Source organism: Nocardia sp. NPDC052566, assembly GCF_044547285.1.
GTDB lineage: Bacteria > Actinomycetota > Actinomycetes > Mycobacteriales > Mycobacteriaceae > Nocardia.
The window spans coordinates 484,321-507,915 of the sequence record NZ_JBIUAF010000003.1 but is presented as its reverse complement, the minus strand read 5'-3'; the positions used below and the strand labels follow the sequence as shown (position 1 = coordinate 507,915).

The window sequence follows — 23,595 nt, the reverse complement described above, 5'->3', positions numbered from 1 at the left end:
ACAGACCGGAGCGGTTTCCCAAACCGGCTGGTCAGAGCCCTAATCCGAGTTCTTCGAGCCGCGCGGTGGCCCGCCAGCCGTCGGCGCGGAACTTCTCCGACCACTCCGGCGTCGACATCGAGTCGATCACCACCTCGAGCGCTTCCTCGAATCGGGAGCGCAGATCCACCGGCGGCCCGACGAGATCGAGCATGTAGCGCTGGCCGGCCAGCGCCGCGGCGAGGGTCCTGGTGAACCGGTCCGGATCGGCGTCCGGACGCAGCTGCCCCTGATCGATGGCGCGGACCGCCAGCACCCTGGTGGCCCGCCCGAGTATCCGTCCGCCACCGCTTTGCACATCGCGATAGAAGTCGGGCTCGATGATCAGGCGGAACTCGGCCTGCACGATGATGTCGTGCTCCAGCCGTAGCGCCATCTCGTCGATCATCCCGTGCAGGGTGTCCAGCGCCCCGAGATCCGTTCTGGCGAGCCAACGTTCGGCCGAGGAGCGATAGCGGTCGACCGCCGTCTCCAGTACCGCGCGCGCCAGATCCTCCTTGGAATCGAAATGAAAGTACATGGCGCCCTTGGTGGCGCGTGAACCTTCCAATATGCGGTTGAGCGATGCAGCGGCATAGCCGCTCTTCCCGAACTCAACGGCGGCGGACCTGATAATCGCCGCACGTGTCCGGCGGGCCCGCTCTTGCTGCCGTGCCATGCTCGAAACGCCTCCGAAGCCTACTCGCCGCCAATGGCTCACCCCCAAAGGAACAAACCTTGGCGCGAAGTTATGAGTTTTATCAATACTTCAAACCGGGTTTTCGCCCAGTTTCAAACTTTCGGTACGAAAACTTGCGAAAAACCTGAAACACACCAGCTGGTATAGTTTTCCTGCCTGGGTGCGCCGCAGGGGGTGCGCACCCGGGCATTTCTTCGTCTCGAAGCTGCCTCCTCCTGCGGCGTCGACTCCAGCGAAGCCACGATCGGCCGTACCGGTCGCGACACGTTCGGGTACATCAACGATAAGCCGAATTCCGGTTGATCGGGTGACTCAGCGATTCTTCCGGAATTCACCAAGGCGTCACCGTACCCGGAAAGCCCATCCGACACGCGGCAAACCGAAGAGTAAGGAACGAAGTAGGCTCGACTATCTGTTACAGCAAACCCTTCGCAACTAATAGCCAGGGGTTGCTGGAATACCGAATTAGCCAGCGACGCACCGCCGTTCGCCGGAATCGAGCACTTGATCGGACGACCGACCATTGGCCGCGCGCCACCCGCGGACCGCTCCGCGCACCCCCCGAACTCCCGTCTCACGCCCCCCGTGAATCCAAAGTCATTGGTAGGCAACATGATTGGATCCTAGCCAGACACTCCGAAGCCGAACACAGCTGGGTGCCAAATGTTTACCCGCGGCATCGCTGGCGTTGAGACCCGCGTTACCCACTGCCACAGCATGACTCGTGCGGACGAGGACGGCCACATTCGCGGCGCACAGCACACCGCCGCGACGCGCCACCCGCCCCGGTTACCGGATGTCGGCCGGGCCCATTACACTTTCCCTCCGCGCCCCTATAGCTCAGTTGGTAGAGCTACGGACTTTTAATCCGCAGGTCGTAGGTTCGAGCCCTACTGGGGGCACATCCGTCAGGCGCCCGGTCGACACCGGGCGCCTGACGCATTTCCAGAGGTAGAGCTGGGTTTTCCGATACCCTTGGCCCGACCCCGGCTCACCAGGGGGTCCCCTCGACGAAGGTGGAGCTGATGACTTCTTTCGATGATTTGCTCTCCCAGGTACCCATCGGCCAGATCGCCGACAAACTCGGCGTCGACAAGGACACCGCGACCAATGCGGTCAAGGCCGCACTGCCGACCCTGCTCGGCGGCCTGCAGGCCAAGACCGGCGAACAACCCGAGGGAGTCGCGTCACTCGTCGGCTCCCCGGAGGACCACGGCGACCTCCTCGACGGCGGAGTCGATATCGACCAGGTCGATACGAAGGCAGGCGCGGAGATCGTCGACAACGTCTTCGGCGACGAGAAGAACACGGTGATCAGCGCGCTCGGCGCGACGGGCGACACAGGCGGCAAGGACCTCATCGCCAAGGTGCTGCCGATGCTCGCGCCGATCGTGATGGCCTACCTGGCCAAGCAGATGAGCGGCGGCGGTCAGCAGCAGAGCTCGGCGGGTGGCGGCGCCATCGGCGACATACTCGGCGGTCTGCTCGGCGGCAGCTCCAAGAGCGGTGGCATCGGCGGGGCAATCGGCGACGCGCTGGCGAAGAATGCCGGTGGCGCGCTGGGGAACGTGCTCGGCGGGCTGTTCGGCAGGAAGGGCTGAGAATTCGGCGCGGCGCGCTAACGACGTTCGGCCCGTAGCGATAGACACGTCGCTGCGGGCCGAAGTCATAGACTCGTGGTAGATCACAAGACGCCAACGGTGGCGTATGACGTACATCACGAGAAATCGCGTACCGATCTTGATGCGTTTCGCATCACACCTACGGTGCCGTAAGGTATGGCCGCATCGGCAACGGTCTACGTTGGGGGACGACCTGCTCGACCGGACACACACAGTGAGAAGGGCTTATACATGGCAAGGGATCTGACTCAACTCGAGCTGCTGACGGAGTTGGAGCCGGTTGCCGAACAGAACGTCAACCGGCACCTCTCCCTGGCAAAGGAATGGCATCCGCACGACTATGTCCCGTGGGACGAAGGCCGCAATTTCGCGGCACTCGGGGGCATCGATTGGGACCCGGAGCAGTCCCGTTTGAACGAGGTCGCGAAGGCGGCCATGATCACGAACCTGCTGACCGAGGACAACCTGCCGTCCTACCACCGCGAGATCGCCGAGAACTTCTCTCAGGACGGCGCCTGGGGCACCTGGGTGGGCCGCTGGACCGCCGAGGAGAACCGGCACGGCATCGTGATGCGCGACTACCTGGTGGTCACCCGCGGCGTCGATCCGGTCGCGCTCGAAGAGGCGCGGATGATCCACATGACCAACGGCTTCGCCTCGCCGACCGAGGCGGACGCGGGCTTCCTGCACTCCGTGGCGTACGTGACCTTCCAGGAGCTGGCCACCCGGGTCAGCCACCGCAACACCGGCAAGGTCTGTGACGACCCGATCGCCGACCGCATGCTCCAGCGCGTCGCCGCGGACGAGAACCTGCACATGATCTTCTACCGCAACATGTGCGGCGCCGCGCTCGATCTGTCGCCCGACCAGGCGCTCGAAGCGATCACCCTGATCCTGGAGAACTTCCAGATGCCGGGTGCGGGCATGCCGAACTTCCGCCGCAACGGCGTGCTGATGGCCAAGCACGGTATCTACGACCTGCGCCAGCACCTCGAGGAAGTGGTGCAGCCGGTGCTGAAGAAGTGGAACATCTTCGAGCGCACCGACTTCACCGCGCGCGGTGAGGCCTGCCGCGAGCGTCTCGGCACGTTCCTGGAGAAGCTCAGCGGCGACGTCCTCAAGTTCGAGGAGCAGCGCGACCGCATGCTCGCCCGCGAGGCGAAGAAGCGCGAGCTGGCGGATATCGCCGCGGGCTGACGCCCCCCAGAACACCACGCGCCGCCGTCGGATGATCCGACGGCGGCGCGTTTATATCCGGCTAATTCGCTTGCTGACTATTTCAACGGCAATGCGCCGTCGAGTCCGCCGACATCGGTGACCTGCCAGCCGGAATTCTTGTCCAGCGTCACGTTGAACGTCGAAGTCGACTGCAAACCGACCGGGTTCTGCGCGTTCGTCGGCGTCACATTGAGGAACACATTCACGGTGTAGATCGCGCCGTCGACCTTCGCGACCTTCGCGGTGATCGGTGTCGCGGTCTGCACCATCTTCAGCGGCACGAGCAACTTGGGGATATCAGGACCCATCGTGTCGAATTTGGCCGACAGCTGTGGTGAGGCATTCCGCTTCAGATTGGCGAGCCAGGCATCGACGTTCTGATAGTTGAAGGTGGCCGCGCCGACCGCGTATTCGGTGGCGACCTTCTCCGCCTTGTCGTACTCCGCGTCCCGCGCATTCCGGTCCGCGATATCGCCGCGCGCCGAGACGAGCAATGTAGCGAGCACACAGACCACCACGGCCAGCGCGGCGATCACCGCCAGGTAGACCACCGTGGTAATCCGGATCGATACTGTTCCGGGCCGAGCATTGGTTCGCTCTTGTTCCGTCATTCGCCTCTCCGATTACCTGGGGTTATCCGCATCCAGGCTACTGACTCAGCGGTAAGAAGCCGCACTCGCGCCGGATGCACCCGCAGATCCGCGAATTGGGCGTGGTCCATCCCGGCACGCGAGACCATGGGGATCGAACGGGTTCGGAGAACGAAATGGGAAGGCCGACACCATGACAACGACCACAGACGGCGCGGCGGTGCTCGCGGGCATGGTTGTCGCGATCACCGGCGGCGCACGCGGCATCGGCAGGGCGACCGCCGAGGCCTGCCTGAAGGCGGGCGCCGCCGTCGCCATCGGCGATATCGACGTGGAACTGGTGGCCAAGACGGCCGCCGAACTCGGCGCCGATCCGGAGGCCCGCGTCATCGGCCTGCCGCTGAACGTCACCGACAAGGCGTCCTTCGCCGGCTTCCTCGACGCCGTCGAGCAGGAACTCGGGCCGCTTGACGTGCTGGTCAACAATGCGGGCATCATGCCGACCGGGCTGTTCGCCGACGAGGACCCGGCGATGACCGAGCGGATCATCGACATCAACCTGTGGGGCGTGATCCACGGATCCCGGTTGGCCACCGAGCGATTCGTGCCCCGCGGCACCGGACAGATCATCAACATCGCGTCTTTGGCAGGCACCCAGGGCTTTCCGGGCCTTGCCACCTACTGCGCCACCAAACACGCTGTCGTCGGCTTCAGTTCGGCGCTGCACCTGGAACTGAAGGAGCACGGCGTGCGGGTCTCGGTGATCCTGCCCGGCATCGTGCGCACCGAGTTGTCGGCGGGCGCGAACATGCCTGGCTGGGCCGGGCCACTGTCCACGGTGGACCCGGAGGACGTCGCCAACGCCATCGTCAAGGCGATCAGCACGGACAAGCCGCTGGTGACGGTGCCGCGCAGGCTGGCGGCCATCATCAAGTCGGCGCAGCTACTGCCCTATCGCGCGCAGCTCGTCGTCGCCAAATTCACCGGCGCGACAACGGCTTACACCCAGCCCGACCCGGAGGTGCGGGAGATCTATCACCGCAGGCTCAGGGGTGAATGACTGAGCCGGTCAGTGCTTGGGAAAGCCGACGGCGAAGCCCCACGCGATGACGACAGAGCTGATGATGGAGATAGGAACGATGATCCACATCACAGCAACCTATGACAGATGAGCCGATTCCGCTCGGCAGCTTACTGATTCGCCTGGACCCGATCAGTACGGTTCGCGCAGCAGCTGCTCGCCGAACCGCTGCAGCTCGGCGCGCACACGATCGAGCGCGCTCGAATCCCGTTGCGCCCGCGCCAGAATGAGCGCGCCCTCGATGGCGCTGATGGCCAGCGTCGCGGCCGAGGCCGCCCGCTGCTGCGGAACACCGTGCTGCCACAGGGCATTCGCCAGCGCCGCCTCCCACGCCGCGTACGACTCCCCCGCTGCCCGGCGCGCCTCGACGCTTTCGCCGGACTCCATGGCCGCGGCGGCGATCGGGCAGCCCGCCTCGAATCCGGTGTCGAGCAGCTGCTGGCGGAAGAAGTCGACGAGGATGCCGAGTGCGGGCACCGGTCCGTTGGACGTGACCAGGTTGGCGATCATCGCGCCGAGCTCGCGGCCCGAGCGCTCGGTGGCCTCGCGGGCCAGCTGCGCTTTACCGCCGGGGAAGAAGTGATAGATCGAGCCGCGGGCCGCACCGCTGCGGTCGATGATGTCCATGAGGGCGGTGCCCGCGATGCCTCGCTCGCGGAACAATTCGGAGGCGGTGGTGAGCATCTTCTCCCGGCCGTCCGAGGTCCGTCCCATGCCGCTCATCATACTTCTGACGGGCGCTATTCGGCAGGCTCCGGTGCTGATGAGACCCGCTGCCCGAGCGACGGCCACGGAGGCGGCAGCCTGCGTGACCACGGAGTGGCCCGGGAGGGCAGGAATGAGACACTGTTTGGCGTGACAGTGACTACCGAGGCGAAGACCAACCTGCGGATCGGGCCGTATCCGGTCGATCCGCCGGTCGTGCTCGCCCCGATGGCGGGCATCACGAACCGGGCCTTCCGCAAGCTGTGCCGCGAGTTCGGCAGCTCGACCTCCATCTACGTCTGCGAGATGATCACCGCGCGCGCGGTGGTCGAGCGCAACGAGAAGACGCTGCACATGATGTCGTTCGACGACGACGAGCTGCCGCGTTCCATGCAGCTCTACGGCGTGGATCCGGCGACGCTCGGCGAGGCGGTGCGGATCATCGTCGGCGAGGGCTGGGCCGATCACATCGACCTCAACCTCGGCTGCCCGGTGAAGAAGGTGACCAGGCTCGGCGGCGGCGCCGCGCTGCCCTACAAGCGGAACCTGTTCGCCAACATCATCAGGCAGATGGTGGCGGCGGCCGAGCCCGCGGGCGTCCCGGTGACCGTCAAATTCCGCATCGGCATCGATGACGAACATCACACCTACCTCGATACTGGCCGCATCGCCGAGGCCGAGGGCGCGAAGGCCGTCGCGCTGCACGCGCGCACCGCGGCGCAGCTGTACTCCGGCGCCGCCGACTGGTCGGCCATCGCCCGCCTCAAGGAGGCCGTCACCACCATCCCGGTGCTCGGCAACGGCGATATCTTCAGCGCGGGCGACGCGGTGACGATGATGGCGCAGACCGGCTGCGACGGCGTCGTCGTCGGCCGCGGCTGCCTAGGCCGCCCGTGGCTGTTCGCCGAGCTCTCCGCCGCGCTGCGCGGCGAACCGATCCCCGAGGGCCCGAACCTCGGCCGGGTCGGCGAGATCCTGCACCGCCACACCAGCCTGCTCGTCGATCACGATGGCCAGGACAAGGCCATGCGCGATATCCGCAAGCACATGGCCTGGTACCTCATGGGCTTTCCGGTGGGCTCCCAGTTGCGCCGCGGCTTCGCCACCGTGTCGAGCATGACCCAGCTCGAAGATCTCATCGCGCAGCTGCCCACCGACATCCCCTTCCCCGCCGATGCCACCGGCCCGCGCGGCAGACAGGGTTCGCCCGCTGCCAAAGTCGTTCTGCCCGAAGGCTGGCTGGACAATCCGGACGATTGCACGGTCCCCACCGCAGCCGACGTGATGCACAGCGGCGGCTAGAAACGACGGTCTGGCCTCTGCGATTTCGTACACGAGTGGCTCACCGTGGCGGAATCGTTACTATTGCCCCACAACGGGAGCAAAGACGAAAAGCGAGGTTCGTTGGTGGGTGACGATCGGCACGGGCGTGCGCCACGTCCCGGAGGTCGCGCCCCGTGGGAGCGCTACCCCACGGCGGACTACACCGAACGCGACGGCACGCGTGCGTCCCGGCGGTCCAGGCACGCCGACACCGCCTCCGATTCGGATTCGGCCCCGATCTCGGTCCAGGATCTGGTCGAGCGGGTAGACAACGAGCGCACCGGCCGCAGGCGGCGCGCCGAGAATCCCGCGCAGGCGACCAACGGCACCGCGCCCCCGGCCAACGGCGTCCCGGCCGCCCGCCATGCCGAATCGGCGCCCCCGCGCACGACGAGTTCGCCTGTGGTCCAGGACATCGCGGGCACCAAGGCGCCGACGGCGGCGCGTCCCGTCGCGCGGGCGACCGAGGACACCAGGCGCGCGATCGCGGCGCCCAGTGCCCCGATACCGCAGGAACAGGTCACCGACAAACTGCCCGCGGTCACCGAAACCGCAAGGGCCACGCGTAAACCCGCGACCTCGAAGACCGAGACGGCCGCGCGGCCGAAGGCCGTCGGCAGTCCGCCGCTGTCCCGGCTCGCCGCGGGCAGGCAGCGCAAGCACAAGAAGCTACAGCTGGCCGGCCGGGTCGGCACGGCGTTCTTCGCGGTGCTCGTGCTGCTGATCACCGGCTTCGGCTGGAACTATGTGCGCTCCACCGACAACGGCCTGACCCACGTCTCCGCGATCGATGACGACCAGACCGACGTGCTCGACTCGATGGGGCAGCTCGGCGACGAGAACTACCTCATCGTGGGCACCGACACCAGGGCGGGCGTCAACGGTCAGATGGGCGCGGGCACCCTCGACGACGCCGAGGGCTCGCGCGCCGACACGGTCATGCTGGTCAACATCCCCAAGAACCGGCAGCGCGTTGTCGTCGTCTCCTTCCCGCGCGACCTCGATGTCACCAGGCCGGTCTGCCAGGGCTGGAACAACGACAAGGGCTCCTACACCGACGAGTCCTATCCCGCCGCGATCGGCGACAAGCTCAACGCGGTCTACGCGCTCGGCGGGCCGAAGTGCCTGGTGAACGTCATCCGCAAGATGTCGGGCCTGAACATCGGGCACTTCATCGGCGTCGACTTCGCCGGCTTCGAGGCGATGGTCAACCAGGTCGGCGGCGTCGAGGTGTGCAGCCCGAAGCCGATCATCGACGGCATCCTCGGCACCGTGCTGGAGAGCTCGGGCAAGCAGCGGGTCGACGGCGGCACCGCGCTGAACTACGTGCGCGCCCGCCACGTCTACGGCGAGGAGCGCAGCGACTACGACCGGATCAACCGGCAGCAGCGCTTCCTGGCCTCGCTGCTGCGCGGCGCGCTGTCGAGCAAGGTGCTGCTCGATCCCGGCAAGCTGAACGGCTTCATCGGCGCGTTCACCGCGCACACCTTCGTCGACAACGTGAAGACGCAGGATCTGCTGATGCTCGGCCGCTCGCTGCAGAAGGTCGACGCGGGCGCGGTGACCTTCCTGACCATCCCCACCGCGGGCACCACCTCCTACGGCAACGAGATCCCCCGCGATACGGATATCAAGGCCATCTTCCGCGCGGTGATCGACGATCAGCCGCTGCCGGGCGAGAAGAAGGCGCCCGACCCGACCAAGGCGCCGGGTAGCGCGCCGCCCGCGCCGCCGCGGCTGGTCGCCGTCGACCCCGGCGCCTTCTCGCTGCTGGTCTCCAATGGCTCCGGTATCTCCGGTGCGGCCAACAAGGCCGCGAACAAGCTGGGCAGCCAGGGTTTCCAGATCTACAGCACCGGCAACTACTCGGGCGGCACGTCGGCCGCGTCGAAGGTGCGCTTCCCACCGGGCCACGAGGCCGAGGCGGCGACGGTGGCCAGCGCCATCCCCGGCGCGCTGATCGAGCAGTCGAGCGAACAGGGCAGCAGCATCATCGAGGTGGTCATCGGCACCGACTTCGGCGGCACCGTCAAGGCGCCGACACCGATCGGCGACACCATCGCGAATGTGCCGCTCAGCGCGAACCAGAGTGCGACGCCCGTCACCCTGCCCGCCGACCTCGAGCATATGAACGCCGCCGACGACACCTGCAAGTGAGCTCGGGCCGGACAACCCCGTGTCCGGCCCGCACCGCGCTGAGCAGTGGCAACACCGGTGCAACCGACCGGCACCGGGCATTAACCCGCTGTTCGTGACTTGGACAGCGCTGGGAACTAATGTCAGCTTTCATGCGTGTCATCTACAACGAGCAAATGGCCGATCTCGCCCACCTGCTGGGTGAGATGGCCGGTCTGGCCGGGTCGGCCATGGACCGTGCCACCCAGTCACTGCTCCAGGCCGACCTGACCCTCGCGGAGTCGGTGATCACCGAGTACGACCGGATCGCCGAAATGATCACCGACGCCGAAGAGAAGGCGTTCGCTCTGCTCGCGCTGCAGGCGCCGGTGGCCGGTGATCTGCGCCAGGTGGTCAGCGCCATCCAGATCGTCCAGGACGTGAACCGGATGGGCGCGCTGGCATTGCATGTCGCGAAGGTCACCCGCAGGCGCCACCCGAACCACGCGCTGCCCGAGGCCGTCAACGGCTACTTCGCCGAGATGGGCCGCATCGCGGTGAATATGGGCGCCGGCGCGAAAGAGGTGCTGGAAACCCGTGATCCGGAGCGCGCCGCGCAGCTCAACGAGGACGACGAGGCGATGGACGATCTGCATCGCCACCTGTTCACGCTGCTGATGGACCGCGACTGGAAGTACGGCGTCGCCGCCGCCGTCGACGTGACGCTGCTCGGCCGCTACTACGAGCGTTTCGCCGACCACGCCGTCGAAATCGGCCGCCGGGTGATCTTCCTCGTCACCGGAGTTCTACCCGCGGACCCGGACGCCGAAGCTTGACCGCCTCTCCGCGTATTCAGGCCAGACTGAGTGCCGCGAGAGGAACGTTGGCGACCGGCGGTCGGGTGCCTGGCCAGGTTTTGGGGGTACCCGATGAGTTACCCATGTACTCGCGAAACCAGTTGTCACGTTTGATATCCCCGTAGTGGCCGCATACGAAAGGCCCGCACATGACGTGCGGGCCTTTCGTATTGCCCGGTGTTATCCGAAGCGGCCGGAGATGTAGTCCTCCGTCGCCTTCTGGCCCGGGTTGGAGAAGATCTTCTCGGTGTCGTCGATCTCGATCAGCTTGCCCGGCTTGCCCTGCGCCTCCAGGTTGAAGAAACCGGTCTGATCGCTCACGCGCGCGGCCTGCTGCATGTTGTGCGTGACGATGACGATGGTGAATTCCTTCTTCAGCTCGGTGATCAGGTCCTCGATCGCCAGGGTGGAGATCGGGTCCAGTGCCGAACAGGGCTCGTCCATCAGCAGCACGTCCGGGGAGACCGCGATGGCACGGGCGATGCACAGACGCTGCTGCTGACCGCCGGAGAGGCCGCCGCCCGGCTTGTCCAGGCGGTCCTTGACCTCGTTCCAGAGGTTGGCGCCGCGCAGCGAGCGCTCGGCCACCTCGTCGAGTTCCTTCTTGCCGCGCACGCCCTGCAGCTTCAGCCCGGCCACCACATTGTCGCGAATCGACATGGTAGGGAACGGGTTCGGGCGCTGGAACACCATGCCGATGGTGCGGCGCACGCCCACCGGGTCGACCTGCGAGCCGTAGATGTCCTCGCCGTCGAGCAGCACCGCGCCCTCGACGCGGGCGTTCGGGGTCACCTCGTGCATCCGGTTCAGCGAACGCAGCACGGTGGACTTACCGCAACCCGACGGCCCGATGAAGGCGGTCACGCTGCGCGGCAGCACCGACAGCTTGACATCGGCAACCGCATGGAATTTGCCGTAGTAGATGTTCAGGTCTTTGACGTCGATCCGCTTGGCCATCTGAGTTTCCTATCGGTTCCGCGTGAGCAGTTTGTTGACCACCGCCGCGGCCACGTACAACAGCGCGATGATGATGATCAGCGTCAGCGCCGCGCCCCACACCCGCTCGCGGCCCGCCGCCTCCGGGTTCGCCAGCTCTTGGTAGATCAACAGTGGCAGCGAGGCCATATTGCCGTCGAAGAGGTTCGAGTTGATCCCCTTCGCGTAGCCGACCAGGACGAGCACCGGTGCGGTCTCACCCATCACGCGGGCGAGCGAGAGCAGGATGCCGCTGATCATGCCAGGCAGCGCGGTCGGCACCACGATGCGGGCGATGGTCTTCCACTTGGGAATGCCGAGCGCGTAGGAGGCCTCGCGCAGTTCGTCCGGCACCAGTTTCAGCATTTCCTCGGTGCTGCGCACCACCACGGGAAGCATCAGCAGCACCAGCGCCAGCGATACCGCGAACGCGCTCTGCGGGAAGCCCATGGTCGCGATCCACAGCGCGAAGATGAACAGCGCCGCGACGATGGACGGCACGCCCGCGAGGATGTCGACCATGAACGTGGTGGTCTTGGCGAGCCAGCCACGGCCGTATTCGACCAGGTAGACCGCGGCCATGATGCCGAGCGGCACCGCGATGATCGCGGCGACCGCCGACTGCGCCAGGGTGCCGTAGATCGCGTGGTAGACACCGCCGCCGAACTGATCGGGCAGGATGCCCTTCTGCGACTTCTGCCACCAGTCGATCGAGACGACCGCGCCGATGCCCTTGCTGATCACCATGATCAGCACCCAGGCCAGCGGGACGAGGGCGATGCCGAAGCAGGCCCATACCGCGCCGGTCGCGATGTTGTTGCGCAGCCGCCGCGACGCGCTCACATGGCGGAACGTCGGCGCCTTGACCGGCTTGTCGAGCGTGGTGGTCATCAGCTGTTCACCTTTCCACCGGCCGCGAGCCGTGCCAGCGCGTTGACGACGAAGGTCAGCGCGAACAACACGAAGCCGGCCGCGATGTAGGCGCCCGTCGGCAGCGGCGAGCTGAATTCCGAAGCGGCCGAAGCGATCTTGGAGGCGAAGGTGTAGCCGCCGTCGAACAGTGACCAGTGTCCCGCCTGCGCGGAGGTGCGCAGCACGACGAGGACCGCGATGGTCTCACCGAGCGCGCGGCCGAGGCCGAGCATCGAGCCGGCGATCACACCGCTGCGGCCGTAGGGCAGCACGGTCATCCGCACCATCTCCCACTTGGTCGCGCCGAGCGCGTGTGCCGCCTCGATGTGCGACAGCGGCGTCAGGTGGAAGACCTCGCGCGAGACCGACGTGATGATCGGCAGGATCATCACCGCCAGCACGATGCCCGCGGTGAAGATGGTGCCGCCGCCGGAGATCGACACGTTGCCGTCGGAGAACAGGAACAACCAGCCGAGGTTGTCGTTCAGGAAGGTCTGCACCGGTTCCAGCTGCGGCGCGAGCACGAGCACGCCCCACAGGCCGAACACGATCGACGGCACCGCGGCGAGCAGGTCGATCAGCATCGCGAACGGGCGCGAGAGCGTCTTCGGTGCGTAGTGCGTCAGGAACAGTGCGATGCCGACGCCGATCGGCACCGCGATCAGCAGCGCGAACACCGAACTCAGCACCGTGACCATGAACAGGTCCTTGATGCCGAACCGCAGGTGGTCGGCATTACCGGTGCTGAATTCGGTGCTCGTGAAGAAGTTCGCCTCGTTCGCCATGACCGAGGGGATCGCGCGGATCAGCAGGAATAGCGCGATCAGCGCGATAGCGGCGACGATCGTCGCGCCCGCCGCCGTCGCGAGCGAGCGGAAGATGAATTCAGCCCCCCACTGAGGGGCGGGACGACCCTTTTTCGGGGCCGATTCGGTGCTCGGTTCGCTCGGCATAGGGGCAGTTTCTCCAGCCGCCCGCGGGCCCGTCGAGTCCGACGGGCCCGCGGCGGTCACCTCAGGGTGCACGGTCATGGCAGGTAACGCTCAGATCAGGAAATGGCGTTGATGGCGGTGGTCAGGCGGGTCTTGAACTTGTCGGGGATCGGGACGTACCCGGCCTCGTCGAGACCCTTCTGGCCGTTGGTGGTGGCCGAGGTCAGGAAGGCCTTGACCGCCTTGGCCGAGTCGGCGTCCTTGTACTTCGAGCAGACGACCTCGTAGGTCGGCAGGATGATCGGGTACGCGCCCGCCTCGGTCGGCTTGTAGAACGAGGAGGTGTCGAGCACCAGGTCGTTGCCCTCGCCCTTGATCTTCACCGAGTCGATGGCCTTGCCCGCGGAGGCGGCGGTCAGCTTGACCGGGTCCTTGGACGCGGTGGTGATGATCTGCGCGATGGACAGGTTCTGCGACTTCGCGAACGACCACTCGTTGTAGGTGATCGAGTTCTTGGTGCTCTTGATCGCGGCCGAGGTGCCCTCGTTGCCCTTGGCGCCCTCACCGACGCCGCCGGCGAAGACCTTGCCCGCGCCCTTGCCCCACGCGTTGTCGGAGGCGGCGTCGAGGTACAGCTGGAAGTTGTCGGTGGTGCCCGACTCGTCCGAGCGGAAGATCACGGCGATCTTCTCCGAGGGCAACTTGGCCTTCGGGTTCAGCGCCTTGATCTCGGGGGCGTCCCAGGTGGAGATGGCGCCGTTGAAGATCTTGGCGGCGGTCGGGCCGTCCAGCGCGAGGTCGGTGACGCCGTCGATGTTGTAGGTCACGGCGATCGGGCCGAAGACGGTCGGCAGGTTCCACGCGGGGGCGCCGCAGCGGTCCTGAGCCTTCTGCGGCTCTTCCTTCTTGGCGCTCAGCGGCGAGTCGGTGCCACCGAAATCGGTCTGGCCACCGATGAATTCGTTCACACCAGCGCCGGAGCCGCTGGAGGTGTAGTTCAGGGTGCTGCCGCTGCAGTTGGCCTCGTAGGCGGCGATGAAGCGCTCCATCGCGTTCTTCTGCGCGGACGAGCCGCTGGCCTTGAGCGCCTTCTTGCCACCACACTCGACGCTGGTGTTGGTGCCGGTCTTGTCGCCGCTGGCCTTGGTGTTGTCGTCGCTGCCACAGGCGGCGAGCGTCATGGCACCAACGGCCAGCACGCCGACAAGGGCGCTGCTGCGCTTGAAGTTCACTATTCCTCCGGGAATCGCGTTCGACACGCCCGGTCCCTCACCGGCCCGGGCGGGTGTTGTGGTGCCGTTCGCGTGGAACTTGCGCACCAGGCAGCCGTGCTGCCCATATGTAACGTAAAGTCGCCCGGTTGACAGTTGGACCAAGCTGGGTGAACGGCAAGTGAACAGCCCGGCGCGATTGGCCCATTGTCTGTGACATTTGCCCCAGTTTTACTCGAGCGGCCCCGGCGAGCCGCTTTCTATTCAGCTATCCGGCGATCACGATGCCGCATAAGCGACGTCGACATGTGCGGGCGCGAAGCCGAGTCGCGTGTAGGTGTGCACCGCCGCCTTATTGTCGGCCTCGGTGTAGAGCAGCACCTCGTGAAGGCCGCGTTCGCGCAGGTAACGCAGGCCGGCCAGGGTGAGCAGACGGCCGAGTCCACGGCCTTGCGCGGCCGGATCGATGCCGACCACGTACACCTCGCCCACCGGCGGCGTTTCGTCGAAATGCACCTTGGTCCAATGGAATCCGAGCAGTCGGTCCGGATCGTCCGCGGCGGCCGCCAGGAACAGGCCAGCGGGGTCGAACCACGGTTCGTCGCGGCGGGCCTGGATATCGCGCTCGGTCCACCCGCCCTGTTCCGGATGCCAATCGAAGGCGGCATTGTTCACGCGCAGCAGTTCGGCGTCGTCGGTAGTTCCGGAATAGGTACGCAGCGTCAAGTCGTCCGGCACCGTCAATTCGGGTAGCTCGGGTGTAGCCAGAACGCGTCGCATTTGCCACAACTCGCGCGCCGTGTGCAATCGGAGGCGGGTCGCTACGGCCTGTGCGGCGGGCCGATTTCCGTGCGCCCAGACCCGTGCGCCCGCACCGCCCTCGGCGAGCGCCGCGGTGACGAGCGCGGCGCCGATGCCGTGGCCGCGCGCCGCCGGATCCACCGCGACCTCGGCCATCGCCGGATGTTCGCCGTGCGCGGGAACAAGATTGGCGTAGCCGGTGAGCACACCGTCACGGGTGGCAAGCAGGTGCCGTGCCTCGCCGTGCTCGGCCAGGGAGAGGATCGCCTGTTCGGAGACCGGCGCGACACCATCGGCGGCGGTCGCCTCGTCGAGCAGTTTCCGCACGGTAGCCGCGGCATCGGCGTCGAGCCGCTCGGTCCACGTCAGCACTACCTCGCCCATCGATCCCTCTCCCGTCACTGCGGCCATTTACCCGACAACGGCCGTCGGGCGCCCATCATTCCGCACTCGGCGGCGCGCCGAATCGCGGTGCCGGACAGCCCTACTGGACGGAACCGTTGACCGGGGCGAGCGGTTCGTCCGAACCCTCGGCGTCCTCGTCGATGAAAGTGACCGGTTCGCCCTTGGCGGCCGTTCGTGCCGGACGGACGGCCTTGTAGCCGACATTGCGCACGGTGCCGATCAGCGACTCGTATTCGCTGCCGAGCTTGGCGCGCAACCGCCGCACGTGCACGTCGACGGTGCGAGTGCCACCGAAGAAGTCGTAGCCCCACACCTCTTGCAGCAACTGCGCGCGCGTGAAGACGCGGCCCGCGTGCTGCGCGAGGTACTTGAGGAGCTCGAATTCCTTATAGGTGAGATCGAGCGGGCGACCGCGCAGCCGCGCGGTGTAGGTGCCCTCATCGATCACCAGCTCGCCGAGGGTGATCTTGCCGGTGTTCTCCGGGCTCGCCACGCCACCGTTGCGGCCGACGAGCAGCCGCAGCCGCGCGTCGAGTTCGGCCGGACCGGTACCGGGCAGCAGGATGTCGTCGAGCCCCCAGTCGGCATTGACCGCGACGAGGCCGCCTTCGGTGAGCACGGCGACCACCGGCACCGAAGACCCGGTGCTGCCGAGCAACCGGCACAGACCGCGCGCGGCGGCCAGATCGGTGCGCGCGTCGACCAGGGCGACATCCGCGGAGCCCGCCTCGAGCAGCGAAGACACCTCGGTCGGCGCCGGACGCACGTGATGTGCGAGCAGGCTGAGAGAGGGCAGCACCGACTCGGGGTTGGGGTCGGAGGTCAACAGGAGCAGCTCCACAAGCCCTCCTCCCATCTCGTAGCGCCGGGGCAGCAAACAGCGGAACCGCCGGACGCCACGTCGCTAATCACAGGTAATCGGTGCAAGATTAGCGCGTGAACCCCGATGACCTCGCCATCCGGGTGACCGAACGTGGCGAAACGAGACCCTCGAAGCCAGAAAATCCGTCCATATAGGGTGCTGTCATGCGCAAGCTGATCATCGGGCTGCTGTGTCTCGCCGGACTGGCGGTGGTCATCGATTTCGGCACCGCGGCCTATGCCGAGTACCGGGTCTCGCGGGCCTTGCGGGCCGGCGCCGACCTGAGCGCGGACCCCTCGATCACCATCGGCGGTAACCCGTTTCTGCTCAAAGGCCTGGAAGGCCGTTACGACAGCATCAAATTCAACGCGCGCGGCAAGCGCCCAGGCATCCCCGGCGAGGTCACGCTCGACGCGTACCTCACCGGCGTGCACGTCGACCTGAATCAGCTGATCGACGGCAGCCTGCGCAACATCCCGGTCGATCGGATCGAGGGCGGGCTGCGCATCGAACCCGTCGAACTCGGCAGGCTGTTCGGCATCCCCGACCTGGAGGTGCGGGGACGTACCGCGGATAAATCCGACGGCACCGGCGGCTCGGGCGGCACCGGAATGACCACCACCCCCGACGCGCTCCTGCTCATCGGCACCCTGCCCGGCCCGCCCGGTCTGACGGGCGCACGCTACGGCGGCGCGAAGGTGGCCGTCACGGCCGACATCTGGCTCGACGCCGATCGCCAGGTGCGCATCCTCGCCACCAGCCTGTATCGGGGCACCGGCCTCGACTTCACCCCGACCGTGGATATCCCCGAGGCCGATCAGCCCGCGGTGCTCGCGCAATTCACCCGTACCATCGAGATCAAGGAATTGCCGTTCGGTATCCAGCCGAGCACGGTCATCCCGCTCGGCGGGCAGATCGTGGTGGGCGGCACCGCACAGAACGTGACGATCGACCTCGACCGATTGCAGCAACCATGATCGAAATCACAATTCTCGCAGTGATGTTGCTGGCCGCCATCGCGGTCGGCCTGCTCGTGCGCCGCCGCGACGGCGCGCTGCGCGCCACCGATGCCGCGCCCGCCGAATCCCAGCGCGCCGAACTACTCGCCGCCGCGGGCGTCACGGGATCGGGTCCGGCGGTACTGCACTTCTCCGCCGAGTGGTGCGGACCGTGCGACGCGGTGCGCCGAGTGGTCGGCAGCGTCACCGAGGAATTGGCCGAAACACCGCTGGCGCCAAGGGATATCGAAATCGACATCGACGCCGAACCCGCGCTCGCCAAGGAACTGAATGTGTTGTCGCTGCCGACGACCTTCATCTTCGACGCCGAGGGGCGCGAGCGATTCCGCATCTCCGGCGTACCCAAAGCGGGCGATCTGCGCAGTGCGCTCGTTCCGCTCACCGCGTGAAAACCAGCGCTGGCTGTATCCATGGCGACGCTGGCGAGCCCTGCATGGTTACGCGGGCTGCCTCCTCCGGGCTTGACGCCAGCGCCGCGGGTTCATAGCGAGTGTGACGAACCCGGGGTCCAATTCTCCTTGGAAACCAGGTAAACTCCCCCACGTGCTTTCCAACCACGAGCTGATGCTCACCCGACGCCGCACAGTTGATCTGTGCCGCCTCGGTGGTTGTTGCTGCCTGTGCCGCTGAGCGGTCGGCTCTCTCAGAAGTCTTCCTGACTGCCGACCTGCGTCCGCCGTGCGAGTGATCTTTCGATCCCCCGGCGAACTGGCAATTCCCGCCAACAGTCGTATTCCGCGCAGGAGTGAGCACTATGTCCACCAATTCCGGTAACACGTCCCAAGGGACGACAATTCCCGCACAGGTCGATGTCCGCGGACCGAGGTTCGCCGCCTGGGTCACCACCGGCGTCCTCGTCCTCGTGCTGATCGCGGCCGCGTTCTCGACCCCGGTCGCCGCGGTGCTCATCGCCGTCCAGGCGGTGGTCTTCGCGATCGGCGCCGCCTACGGGCCGCGCCGCCACCCCTACGGCCGGATCTTCGCGACGCTCATCGCGCCGCGCGTCGGTCCCGCCACCGAAACCGAACCCGTTGCCCCACTGCGGTTCGCCCAATTACTCGGCCTGATCTTCAGCGCCGTCAGCCTGCTGGGATTCCTGGCCGGCTCCACCGTTGCCGGCGCGGTGTTCGCCGGCTTCGCACTGTTCGCGGCGTTCTTGAACGCGGCGTTCGGGATTTGCCTGGGTTGCCAGATCTACCCCCTGGTCGCCCGTTTCCGCCGAACCTCGGCGACCACGGCCGGTGCCGCCCCGCACCGTCCAGCTAGTTCGATCTGACCCCGCAAGTCGCAATTCGAAAGGAACAACATGGCTCGCTCCGATGTCCTGGTCTCCGTTGACTGGGCCGAAGAGAACCTCAACGCCCCCGGCGTCGTCTTCGTCGAGGTGGACGAGGACACCTCTGCCTACGACGGTGGACATATCGAGGGCGCCGTCAGGCTCGACTGGAAGAAGGACCTGCAGGATCAGGTTCGTCGCGACTTCGTGAACCAGGAGCAGTTCTCCGATCTGCTCTCGGCGCGCGGCATCTCCAACGACGACGAGGTGGTGCTGTACGGCGGCAACAACAACTGGTTCGCCGCCTACGCCTACTGGTACTTCAAGCTGTACGGCCACACCAACGTCAAGCTGCTCGACGGTGGCCGCAAGAAGTGGGAGCTCGACGGGCGCCCGCTCTCGCGTGACGCGGTGAGCCGACCGGCCGCCCAGTACAAGGCGTCCGCGCCCGACCTGACGATCCGCGCCTTCCGCGACGAGGTCATCGCGGCCATCGGCACCAAGAACCTGGTCGACGTGCGTTCGCCCGACGAGTTCTCCGGCAAGATCCTCGCTCCCGCGCACCTGCCGCAGGAGCAGAGCCAGCGTCCCGGCCACATCCCCAGCGCGATCAACGTGCCGTGGAGCAAGGCCGCGAACGAGGACGGCACCTTCAAGTCCGATGCCGAGCTGACCGAGATCTACCGCGAGGCGGGCCTGGACGGGGCCAAGGAGACCATCGCCTACTGCCGCATCGGTGAGCGTTCCTCGCACACCTGGTTCGTGCTGCAGGAGCTGCTCGGTCATCAGAACGTCAAGAACTACGACGGGAGCTGGACCGAGTACGGCTCCCTCGTCGGTGCACCGATCGAATTGGGAGCGTAATCAACATGTGTGCAGCACCTACCCAGGGTCAGGCCATCCCCGCAGGCGTCGATGTGGAGAAGGAGACGGTCATCACCGGCCGCGTCCTCAGCACCGACGGACAGCCGGTCGGCGGCGCGTTCGTGCGTCTGCTGGACGGTAACGGCGATTTCACCGCCGAGGTCGTCGCCTCGGGCACCGGTGACTTCCGCTTCTTCGCCGCGCCCGGCGCGTGGACGCTGCGGGCGCTGTCGGCGTCCGGCAACGGCTCGGCCGAGGTTCGTCCGGAGGGCGCGGGCATCCACGCGGTGGATGTCGCGGTCGCCAAGTAACAAACCGCTTGCCGCGCACGGCCCCGTCGTTTCCCCCACATGGAGGAAGCAGCGGGGCCGTTTGCGTGCGTCGCCGTGTTTGTCGTTAGACTCCAAACGTGGTCCTCTTCTTCGAGATTCTGCTGGTGGCCGTGGCCGTGCTGATCGGCTGGTTCGGTCTGTACGTCTTCTACCGCCTGTTCACCGAGTCATGAGCGAGCTCGCTAGCGAAGGTTCCGATCCGGCCGAGCGAGCGAGCGAAACTATGAACGGAACCGCGCCCGGTGATCCGTCCGCTCGGCGCAGCGGCGATCAGGCCGTGGCCGAGGCCGCCGAGCGCGCGAAAGCGACCGGCGCACGCAACATTCCGGTGCTGCCGGATCTGCCGTTGCCCGAGGACACCGCGAATCTGCGACTCGGGCCCGACCTGAGTTCGTCCATGCTCGCGCTGCTGCCCATGGTCGGCGTGTGGCGCGGCGAGGGCGAGGGCAACGATCCGGAGCGCGGCGACTATCGCTTCGGCCAGCAGATCGTGGTCTCGCACGACGGCGGCGACTACCTGGCCTGGGAATCCCGATCCTGGGTGCTGGACGCCGATGGCGCCTACAGCGGCCCCGATCTGCGCGAGAGCGGTTTCTGGCGGGTCGGCATCGACGGCGACGACGAGGTCATCGAGCTGCTGCTCACCCACAGCACCGGCATCGTGGAACTCTTCTACGGCCAGGCACTCACCCAGTCCTCCTGGGAACTCGCCACCGACGTGGTCATCCGCAGCCAATCCGGCATCGTCGTCGGCGGCGCCAAGCGCCTCTACGGCATCGTCGAGGGCGGCGACCTCGCCTACGTCGAGGAACGAGTAGTGGCCGACGGCCCGCTGGAGCCACGGCTCTCGGCTCGCCTCCAGCGCTACATCGGCTGAATCAACTAACCGCGCGGCCAGATCCCCGACAAGTCGATCTCCACCGGAAATGGCACGTTGATCCGCAACGTGTCATGGAAGATCCCCACGGGCCCATAGCAATTCGTAGCCGGATCGAGCTCATAGGCATAGACCACAGCATCAGCGTCTCGCCGCTCGATCCGCCAGTAATGCGATATGCCGGCCTTGGCGTATCTGCGTGGCTTGGTGTCGCGGTCCCGCTCCTCGGAGTCCGGCGACACCGCCTCGACCGCCAGAACGACATCCTCGGCGAAGTAGTAAGTGGAGGGATCGGTCCGTCCAGCTGCCTCCGCCGTCACCACGACCACGTCAGGCTCTGGCATCTGCCGATTACCGAGCCTGACAGCCATCTCCCGGTCAGCACGCAGCTGTTCAGGAACCTGTCGATCGAGCTCCCGCCAGAAGAGTGAGACAACACGGCTGTGCCACTTCTCCTGCGGGCTGACAAAGATCAGACTCCCGTCGATCAGCTCGGTGTGCTTGGGGAGGCCGCGCAGCTCCAAGAAGTCATCGACGGTGAATCCACCAAGTGGCGGAATCACCCAGTCGGGCAGCGGCTGAACGGTCATTGTCCCAGCGTAGCGCTGCACATCCGGACTCATACCCCTGTCAGCCCCCTCGCCCGCGCTTTGTCCAGAATAGGGAACAGCCCCCGAGCCATACCGGTGCTGGTTCGAGAACCTGCACGGGTCCCGGTCGGACGGACCGGGGGCTCGGGGGCCGGGTGACTGCTTTGGATTCGCTCAGCGCTCGCGCGGTGAATCCACCTGCAGCGGCGGCACTAGCGTGCAGCCACCTCACGTGTCCTAGAGTTAACCATTTCTCGAACCACCTCCTTCCTTGTGTACGAACGAATTTAGCGAGGAGTCAGTGGGTCGGCAACGGAATTTCTCTGGGGGCGGAACCGGGGATTCCCGCGGTGGGAAAAACGGTGGTGACCTGGCCTGACTCATCGACTCGCATGATCACGTCGGCGCGCTGATCCGGCGGGAGCTGATGTGTGACGACCACCACAATTCGATCAGGGGCGACGAGGCCGCTGTTCCTGTCGAGCAACTCGCACAGGAGTTGAGCGCCCGCCTCGGCTTCCACGTGCTCGGTCGGCTCGTCGAGCAGCAGGACACGGGCGGGTGAGATCAGGGCGCGGGCGAGCAGGATGCGGCGACGTTGGCCACCGGAGACCGCGGCGGCTCCACCGTCGAGGACCGTACGCACGCCGTCGGTAAGGTCGGCCAGCCAGTCGCCGAGACCTACTGTGCGCAAGGCGGTTTCGGCCTCCTGCTCGGTGAGGTCGCCGCGCGCGACGCGGAGGTTCTCCAGCACGCTGGTGCCGAACAGGTGCGCGTCCTCGGCGAAGAACGTGACGCCAGGCTCCGGCGTACCGAACAGGCCTGCCCAGTACATGAGCAGCGTGGTCTTGCCCGCGCCGCTCGGACCGATGACCGCGATCCGACGGCCGTCGGGGAGATCGGGGAGATCGGCGGGCAACGGGTTTCGGGTATCGGCTGCTCGGCCGTTCGCCGTGAGTGGGTGCGTCGCCCGGGCAGTCGGATCTTGCGAGTCGGCCGACCGCTCGATCGCAGTCAGTTGGCGCAGGGCCGCGCGGGCGGTGGTGAGCGACTGTGCCGCGGCGGGAAGTGTTCCAACGGCCTCGAAGGCGGACAGCGGAAGCAGGACCAGCACAGCGAAGGCCATCGGCGTCATCGCGCCGGGCGCTCCCCCGCTCGGACCGTAGACGGCGATGCCGACGAGCAGTGCGCCGAGCACGCTGACCCCGATCGACAGGGGCATGGCCGCGGCGGCCCACGCGCTGCGGGTCGCCGCGGTGTCCTCGGCCGCCACCGCCCGGCGCCCGGCCGCGGCGGCCGCCGCGACAGCGGTGTCCAGCTTGCCCGCGACGCGCAATTCGGCCGCGTGGTCGAGCACGGTCAATGCCTGGGCGGTGAATTCGGCACGGTCCGCCCGCACCGCACGTTCGGCGTCGCGCGCCGCCAGCGCGGACAGCCACGGCGCGACGATCCCGGCGACCGCGAGCGCGACCGCGAGAATCGTCGCGGCGCCGATGGAGATGGTCCCCAGTAGACCTATCGCCATGGCGGACAACACGATCGCGACGGCGATGGGCACGAACCCGCGCACCACCACCGCACCGAGATCGTCGATATCGCTGCCGATTCGCACCAGCAGATCCCCGCGCCGGAGTTCAGCGGGCCCGTCGGCAGGCCCAGCGTCCCCGCTCGCGGACGAACGCCGCCGCAACCAGGAGTTGGACCGGGCGAGCGCCCGATAGGTCGTGGTGCGCGCCGTGGTCATCGACCGCAGCGCCACATCATGCGTCGCGAGCCGCTCCAGGTACCGGCACAACCCCCGCGAAATCCCCAGCGCCCGTACCGAAACCACCGCAACGCTCAAATCGAGCACCGGCGGCATCTGCCAAGCCCGCGCGATCAACCAGGCGGCCAGCGCCGCCAACCCCAGCCCACTCCCCAGCGCTAGCACCCCCCACCCGACCGCCACCGCAAGCCGCGCGGGCGAAACCTCCAGCAGCCCCCACATCCGCCGAACATCGCCCACCAGACCACTTTTCACATCGGCCCCGTCCCGCATAGTCATCTCCCCACCTCCTGCATCCCGCCGGTCCGCGACCTGACCGGGCCGCATACGGGCTCATCGACGACCGCCGAGGGCCACACGCGCGACGCCCCGGGGAGTCCCCGCGTTCGACGAACACTCTCCAGGAAGCCACCTTCCACGTCGGCCTGAGCGCCGGTTGTCATCCGCCGACCTCCTGCACCTCGCCGGGTCCACATACGCCGATCGCGCCGCAGTTGGCCGAGTTCGGTCCCGCTCCTTGCCAACTGGTGCGTCTCGGTGGACGC

The 23,595-nt window shown here is 66.8% G+C and carries 23 protein-coding genes and 1 tRNA gene; 13 read left to right on the top strand and 11 right to left on the bottom strand.

All coding sequences use genetic code 11. The features are described 5' to 3' along the window. Positions 1 to 31: 31 nt before the first annotated feature. On the bottom strand, positions 32 to 697 hold the full coding sequence (locus ACIG5A_RS16520; protein WP_397241053.1) for a TetR family transcriptional regulator: 666 nt from the start codon (positions 695 to 697) through the stop codon (positions 32 to 34). 850 nt (positions 698 to 1,547) lie between these two features. Here ACIG5A_RS16520 and ACIG5A_RS16515 point away from each other — a divergent pair. From ACIG5A_RS16515 to ACIG5A_RS16505, 3 genes are all read left to right on the top strand, one after another. Next, a tRNA-Lys gene (locus tag ACIG5A_RS16515) sits at positions 1,548 to 1,620 on the top strand. Between the two features lie 123 nt (positions 1,621 to 1,743). Further along, positions 1,744 to 2,319 carry a DUF937 domain-containing protein gene (locus tag ACIG5A_RS16510; RefSeq protein ID WP_397241052.1) on the top strand — a complete coding sequence of 192 codons (576 nt, stop codon included), beginning with the start codon at positions 1,744 to 1,746 and terminating at the stop codon, positions 2,317 to 2,319. 252 nt (positions 2,320 to 2,571) lie between these two features. Next, positions 2,572 to 3,537 (top strand): acyl-ACP desaturase, encoded by a 966-nt coding sequence (locus ACIG5A_RS16505; protein WP_397241822.1) that lies wholly within the window; start codon positions 2,572 to 2,574, stop codon positions 3,535 to 3,537. A 77-nt stretch (positions 3,538 to 3,614) separates the two neighbouring features. Here the strand turns inward: ACIG5A_RS16505 and ACIG5A_RS16500 are convergent, their stop codons facing one another. Then, positions 3,615 to 4,169 carry a hypothetical protein gene (locus ACIG5A_RS16500; protein ID WP_397241051.1) on the bottom strand — a complete coding sequence of 185 codons (555 nt, stop codon included), beginning with the start codon at positions 4,167 to 4,169 and terminating at the stop codon, positions 3,615 to 3,617. Positions 4,170 to 4,341: 172 nt separating this feature from the next. On the opposite strand from ACIG5A_RS16500, the gene ACIG5A_RS16495 reads away from it, so the two are divergent. Then, positions 4,342 to 5,208 (top strand): SDR family oxidoreductase, encoded by an 867-nt coding sequence (locus ACIG5A_RS16495; RefSeq protein WP_397241050.1) that lies wholly within the window; start codon positions 4,342 to 4,344, stop codon positions 5,206 to 5,208. A gap of 153 nt (positions 5,209 to 5,361) precedes the next feature. On the opposite strand, the gene ACIG5A_RS16490 is transcribed toward ACIG5A_RS16495, so the two are convergent. After that, positions 5,362 to 5,943 (bottom strand): TetR/AcrR family transcriptional regulator, encoded by a 582-nt coding sequence (locus ACIG5A_RS16490; protein ID WP_397241049.1) that lies wholly within the window; start codon positions 5,941 to 5,943, stop codon positions 5,362 to 5,364. 171 nt (positions 5,944 to 6,114) lie between these two features. Between ACIG5A_RS16490 and dusB the strand changes: the two genes are divergently transcribed. From dusB to phoU, 3 genes are all read left to right on the top strand, one after another. Continuing rightward, entirely contained in the window at positions 6,115 to 7,236 is a 1,122-nt protein-coding gene (gene dusB / locus ACIG5A_RS16485; RefSeq protein WP_397241820.1) for a tRNA dihydrouridine synthase DusB, read from the top strand. Positions 7,237 to 7,341: 105 nt separating this feature from the next. Beyond that, positions 7,342 to 9,414 (top strand): LCP family protein, encoded by a 2,073-nt coding sequence (locus tag ACIG5A_RS16480; protein ID WP_397241048.1) that lies wholly within the window; start codon positions 7,342 to 7,344, stop codon positions 9,412 to 9,414. Between the two features lie 131 nt (positions 9,415 to 9,545). Beyond that, entirely contained in the window at positions 9,546 to 10,208 is a 663-nt protein-coding gene (gene phoU / locus ACIG5A_RS16475; RefSeq protein WP_397241047.1) for a phosphate signaling complex protein PhoU, read from the top strand. 201 nt (positions 10,209 to 10,409) lie between these two features. Here phoU and pstB read toward each other — a convergent pair whose 3' ends face one another. The 6 genes from pstB to ACIG5A_RS16445 all read right to left on the bottom strand — a co-directional run bounded on the left by pstB (position 10,410) and on the right by ACIG5A_RS16445 (position 16,306). Next, positions 10,410 to 11,186 (bottom strand): phosphate ABC transporter ATP-binding protein PstB, encoded by a 777-nt coding sequence (gene pstB, locus ACIG5A_RS16470; protein WP_397241046.1) that lies wholly within the window; start codon positions 11,184 to 11,186, stop codon positions 10,410 to 10,412. Between the two features lie 9 nt (positions 11,187 to 11,195). Further along, positions 11,196 to 12,095, bottom strand: coding sequence for a phosphate ABC transporter permease PstA (pstA, locus tag ACIG5A_RS16465; protein WP_397241045.1), 900 nt, complete (start codon positions 12,093 to 12,095; stop codon positions 11,196 to 11,198). Beyond that, a complete protein-coding gene (gene pstC, locus ACIG5A_RS16460; protein WP_397241044.1) occupies positions 12,095 to 13,069 on the bottom strand; it encodes a phosphate ABC transporter permease subunit PstC in 975 nt (324 codons plus the stop codon). Before pstC ends, pstA begins: the two co-directional genes overlap by 1 nt. Positions 13,070 to 13,164: 95 nt before the next feature. Then, on the bottom strand, positions 13,165 to 14,280 hold the full coding sequence (pstS, locus tag ACIG5A_RS16455) for a phosphate ABC transporter substrate-binding protein PstS (RefSeq protein WP_397241043.1): 1,116 nt from the start codon (positions 14,278 to 14,280) through the stop codon (positions 13,165 to 13,167). A 258-nt stretch (positions 14,281 to 14,538) separates the two neighbouring features. After that, positions 14,539 to 15,444, bottom strand: coding sequence for a mycothiol synthase (mshD, locus tag ACIG5A_RS16450; RefSeq protein ID WP_397241042.1), 906 nt, complete (start codon positions 15,442 to 15,444; stop codon positions 14,539 to 14,541). Positions 15,445 to 15,544: 100 nt separating this feature from the next. After that, on the bottom strand, positions 15,545 to 16,306 hold the full coding sequence (locus ACIG5A_RS16445) for a winged-helix domain-containing protein (protein WP_397241041.1): 762 nt from the start codon (positions 16,304 to 16,306) through the stop codon (positions 15,545 to 15,547). Between the two features lie 185 nt (positions 16,307 to 16,491). On the opposite strand from ACIG5A_RS16445, the gene ACIG5A_RS16440 reads away from it, so the two are divergent. The 6 genes from ACIG5A_RS16440 to ACIG5A_RS16415 all read left to right on the top strand — a co-directional run bounded on the left by ACIG5A_RS16440 (position 16,492) and on the right by ACIG5A_RS16415 (position 20,695). Next, positions 16,492 to 17,304 (top strand): LmeA family phospholipid-binding protein, encoded by an 813-nt coding sequence (locus ACIG5A_RS16440; RefSeq protein WP_397241040.1) that lies wholly within the window; start codon positions 16,492 to 16,494, stop codon positions 17,302 to 17,304. After that, positions 17,301 to 17,735, top strand: coding sequence for a thioredoxin family protein (locus tag ACIG5A_RS16435; RefSeq protein WP_397241039.1), 435 nt, complete (start codon positions 17,301 to 17,303; stop codon positions 17,733 to 17,735). The genes ACIG5A_RS16440 and ACIG5A_RS16435 overlap by 4 nt, the downstream gene beginning before the upstream one ends. A 365-nt stretch (positions 17,736 to 18,100) precedes the next feature. After that, positions 18,101 to 18,622, top strand: coding sequence for a DUF4395 domain-containing protein (locus ACIG5A_RS16430; RefSeq protein WP_397241038.1), 522 nt, complete (start codon positions 18,101 to 18,103; stop codon positions 18,620 to 18,622). 30 nt (positions 18,623 to 18,652) lie between these two features. Beyond that, positions 18,653 to 19,486 carry a sulfurtransferase gene (locus ACIG5A_RS16425; RefSeq protein ID WP_397241037.1) on the top strand — a complete coding sequence of 278 codons (834 nt, stop codon included), beginning with the start codon at positions 18,653 to 18,655 and terminating at the stop codon, positions 19,484 to 19,486. A 5-nt stretch (positions 19,487 to 19,491) separates the two neighbouring features. Then, on the top strand, positions 19,492 to 19,797 hold the full coding sequence (locus ACIG5A_RS16420) for a DUF1416 domain-containing protein (RefSeq protein ID WP_397241036.1): 306 nt from the start codon (positions 19,492 to 19,494) through the stop codon (positions 19,795 to 19,797). Between the two features lie 190 nt (positions 19,798 to 19,987). Continuing rightward, on the top strand, positions 19,988 to 20,695 hold the full coding sequence (locus tag ACIG5A_RS16415; RefSeq protein ID WP_397241035.1) for an FABP family protein: 708 nt from the start codon (positions 19,988 to 19,990) through the stop codon (positions 20,693 to 20,695). Positions 20,696 to 20,700: 5 nt separating this feature from the next. Here the strand turns inward: ACIG5A_RS16415 and ACIG5A_RS16410 are convergent, their stop codons facing one another. After that, positions 20,701 to 21,285, bottom strand: a complete 585-nt coding sequence (locus ACIG5A_RS16410) for a Uma2 family endonuclease (RefSeq protein WP_397241034.1) — start codon at positions 21,283 to 21,285, stop codon at positions 20,701 to 20,703. A 298-nt stretch (positions 21,286 to 21,583) separates the two neighbouring features. Continuing rightward, positions 21,584 to 23,323: a thiol reductant ABC exporter subunit CydC gene (gene cydC, locus ACIG5A_RS16405; RefSeq protein ID WP_397241818.1), complete on the bottom strand. Its 1,740-nt coding sequence runs from the start codon at positions 23,321 to 23,323 to the stop codon at positions 21,584 to 21,586. Between the last annotated feature and the right edge of the window lie 272 nt (positions 23,324 to 23,595).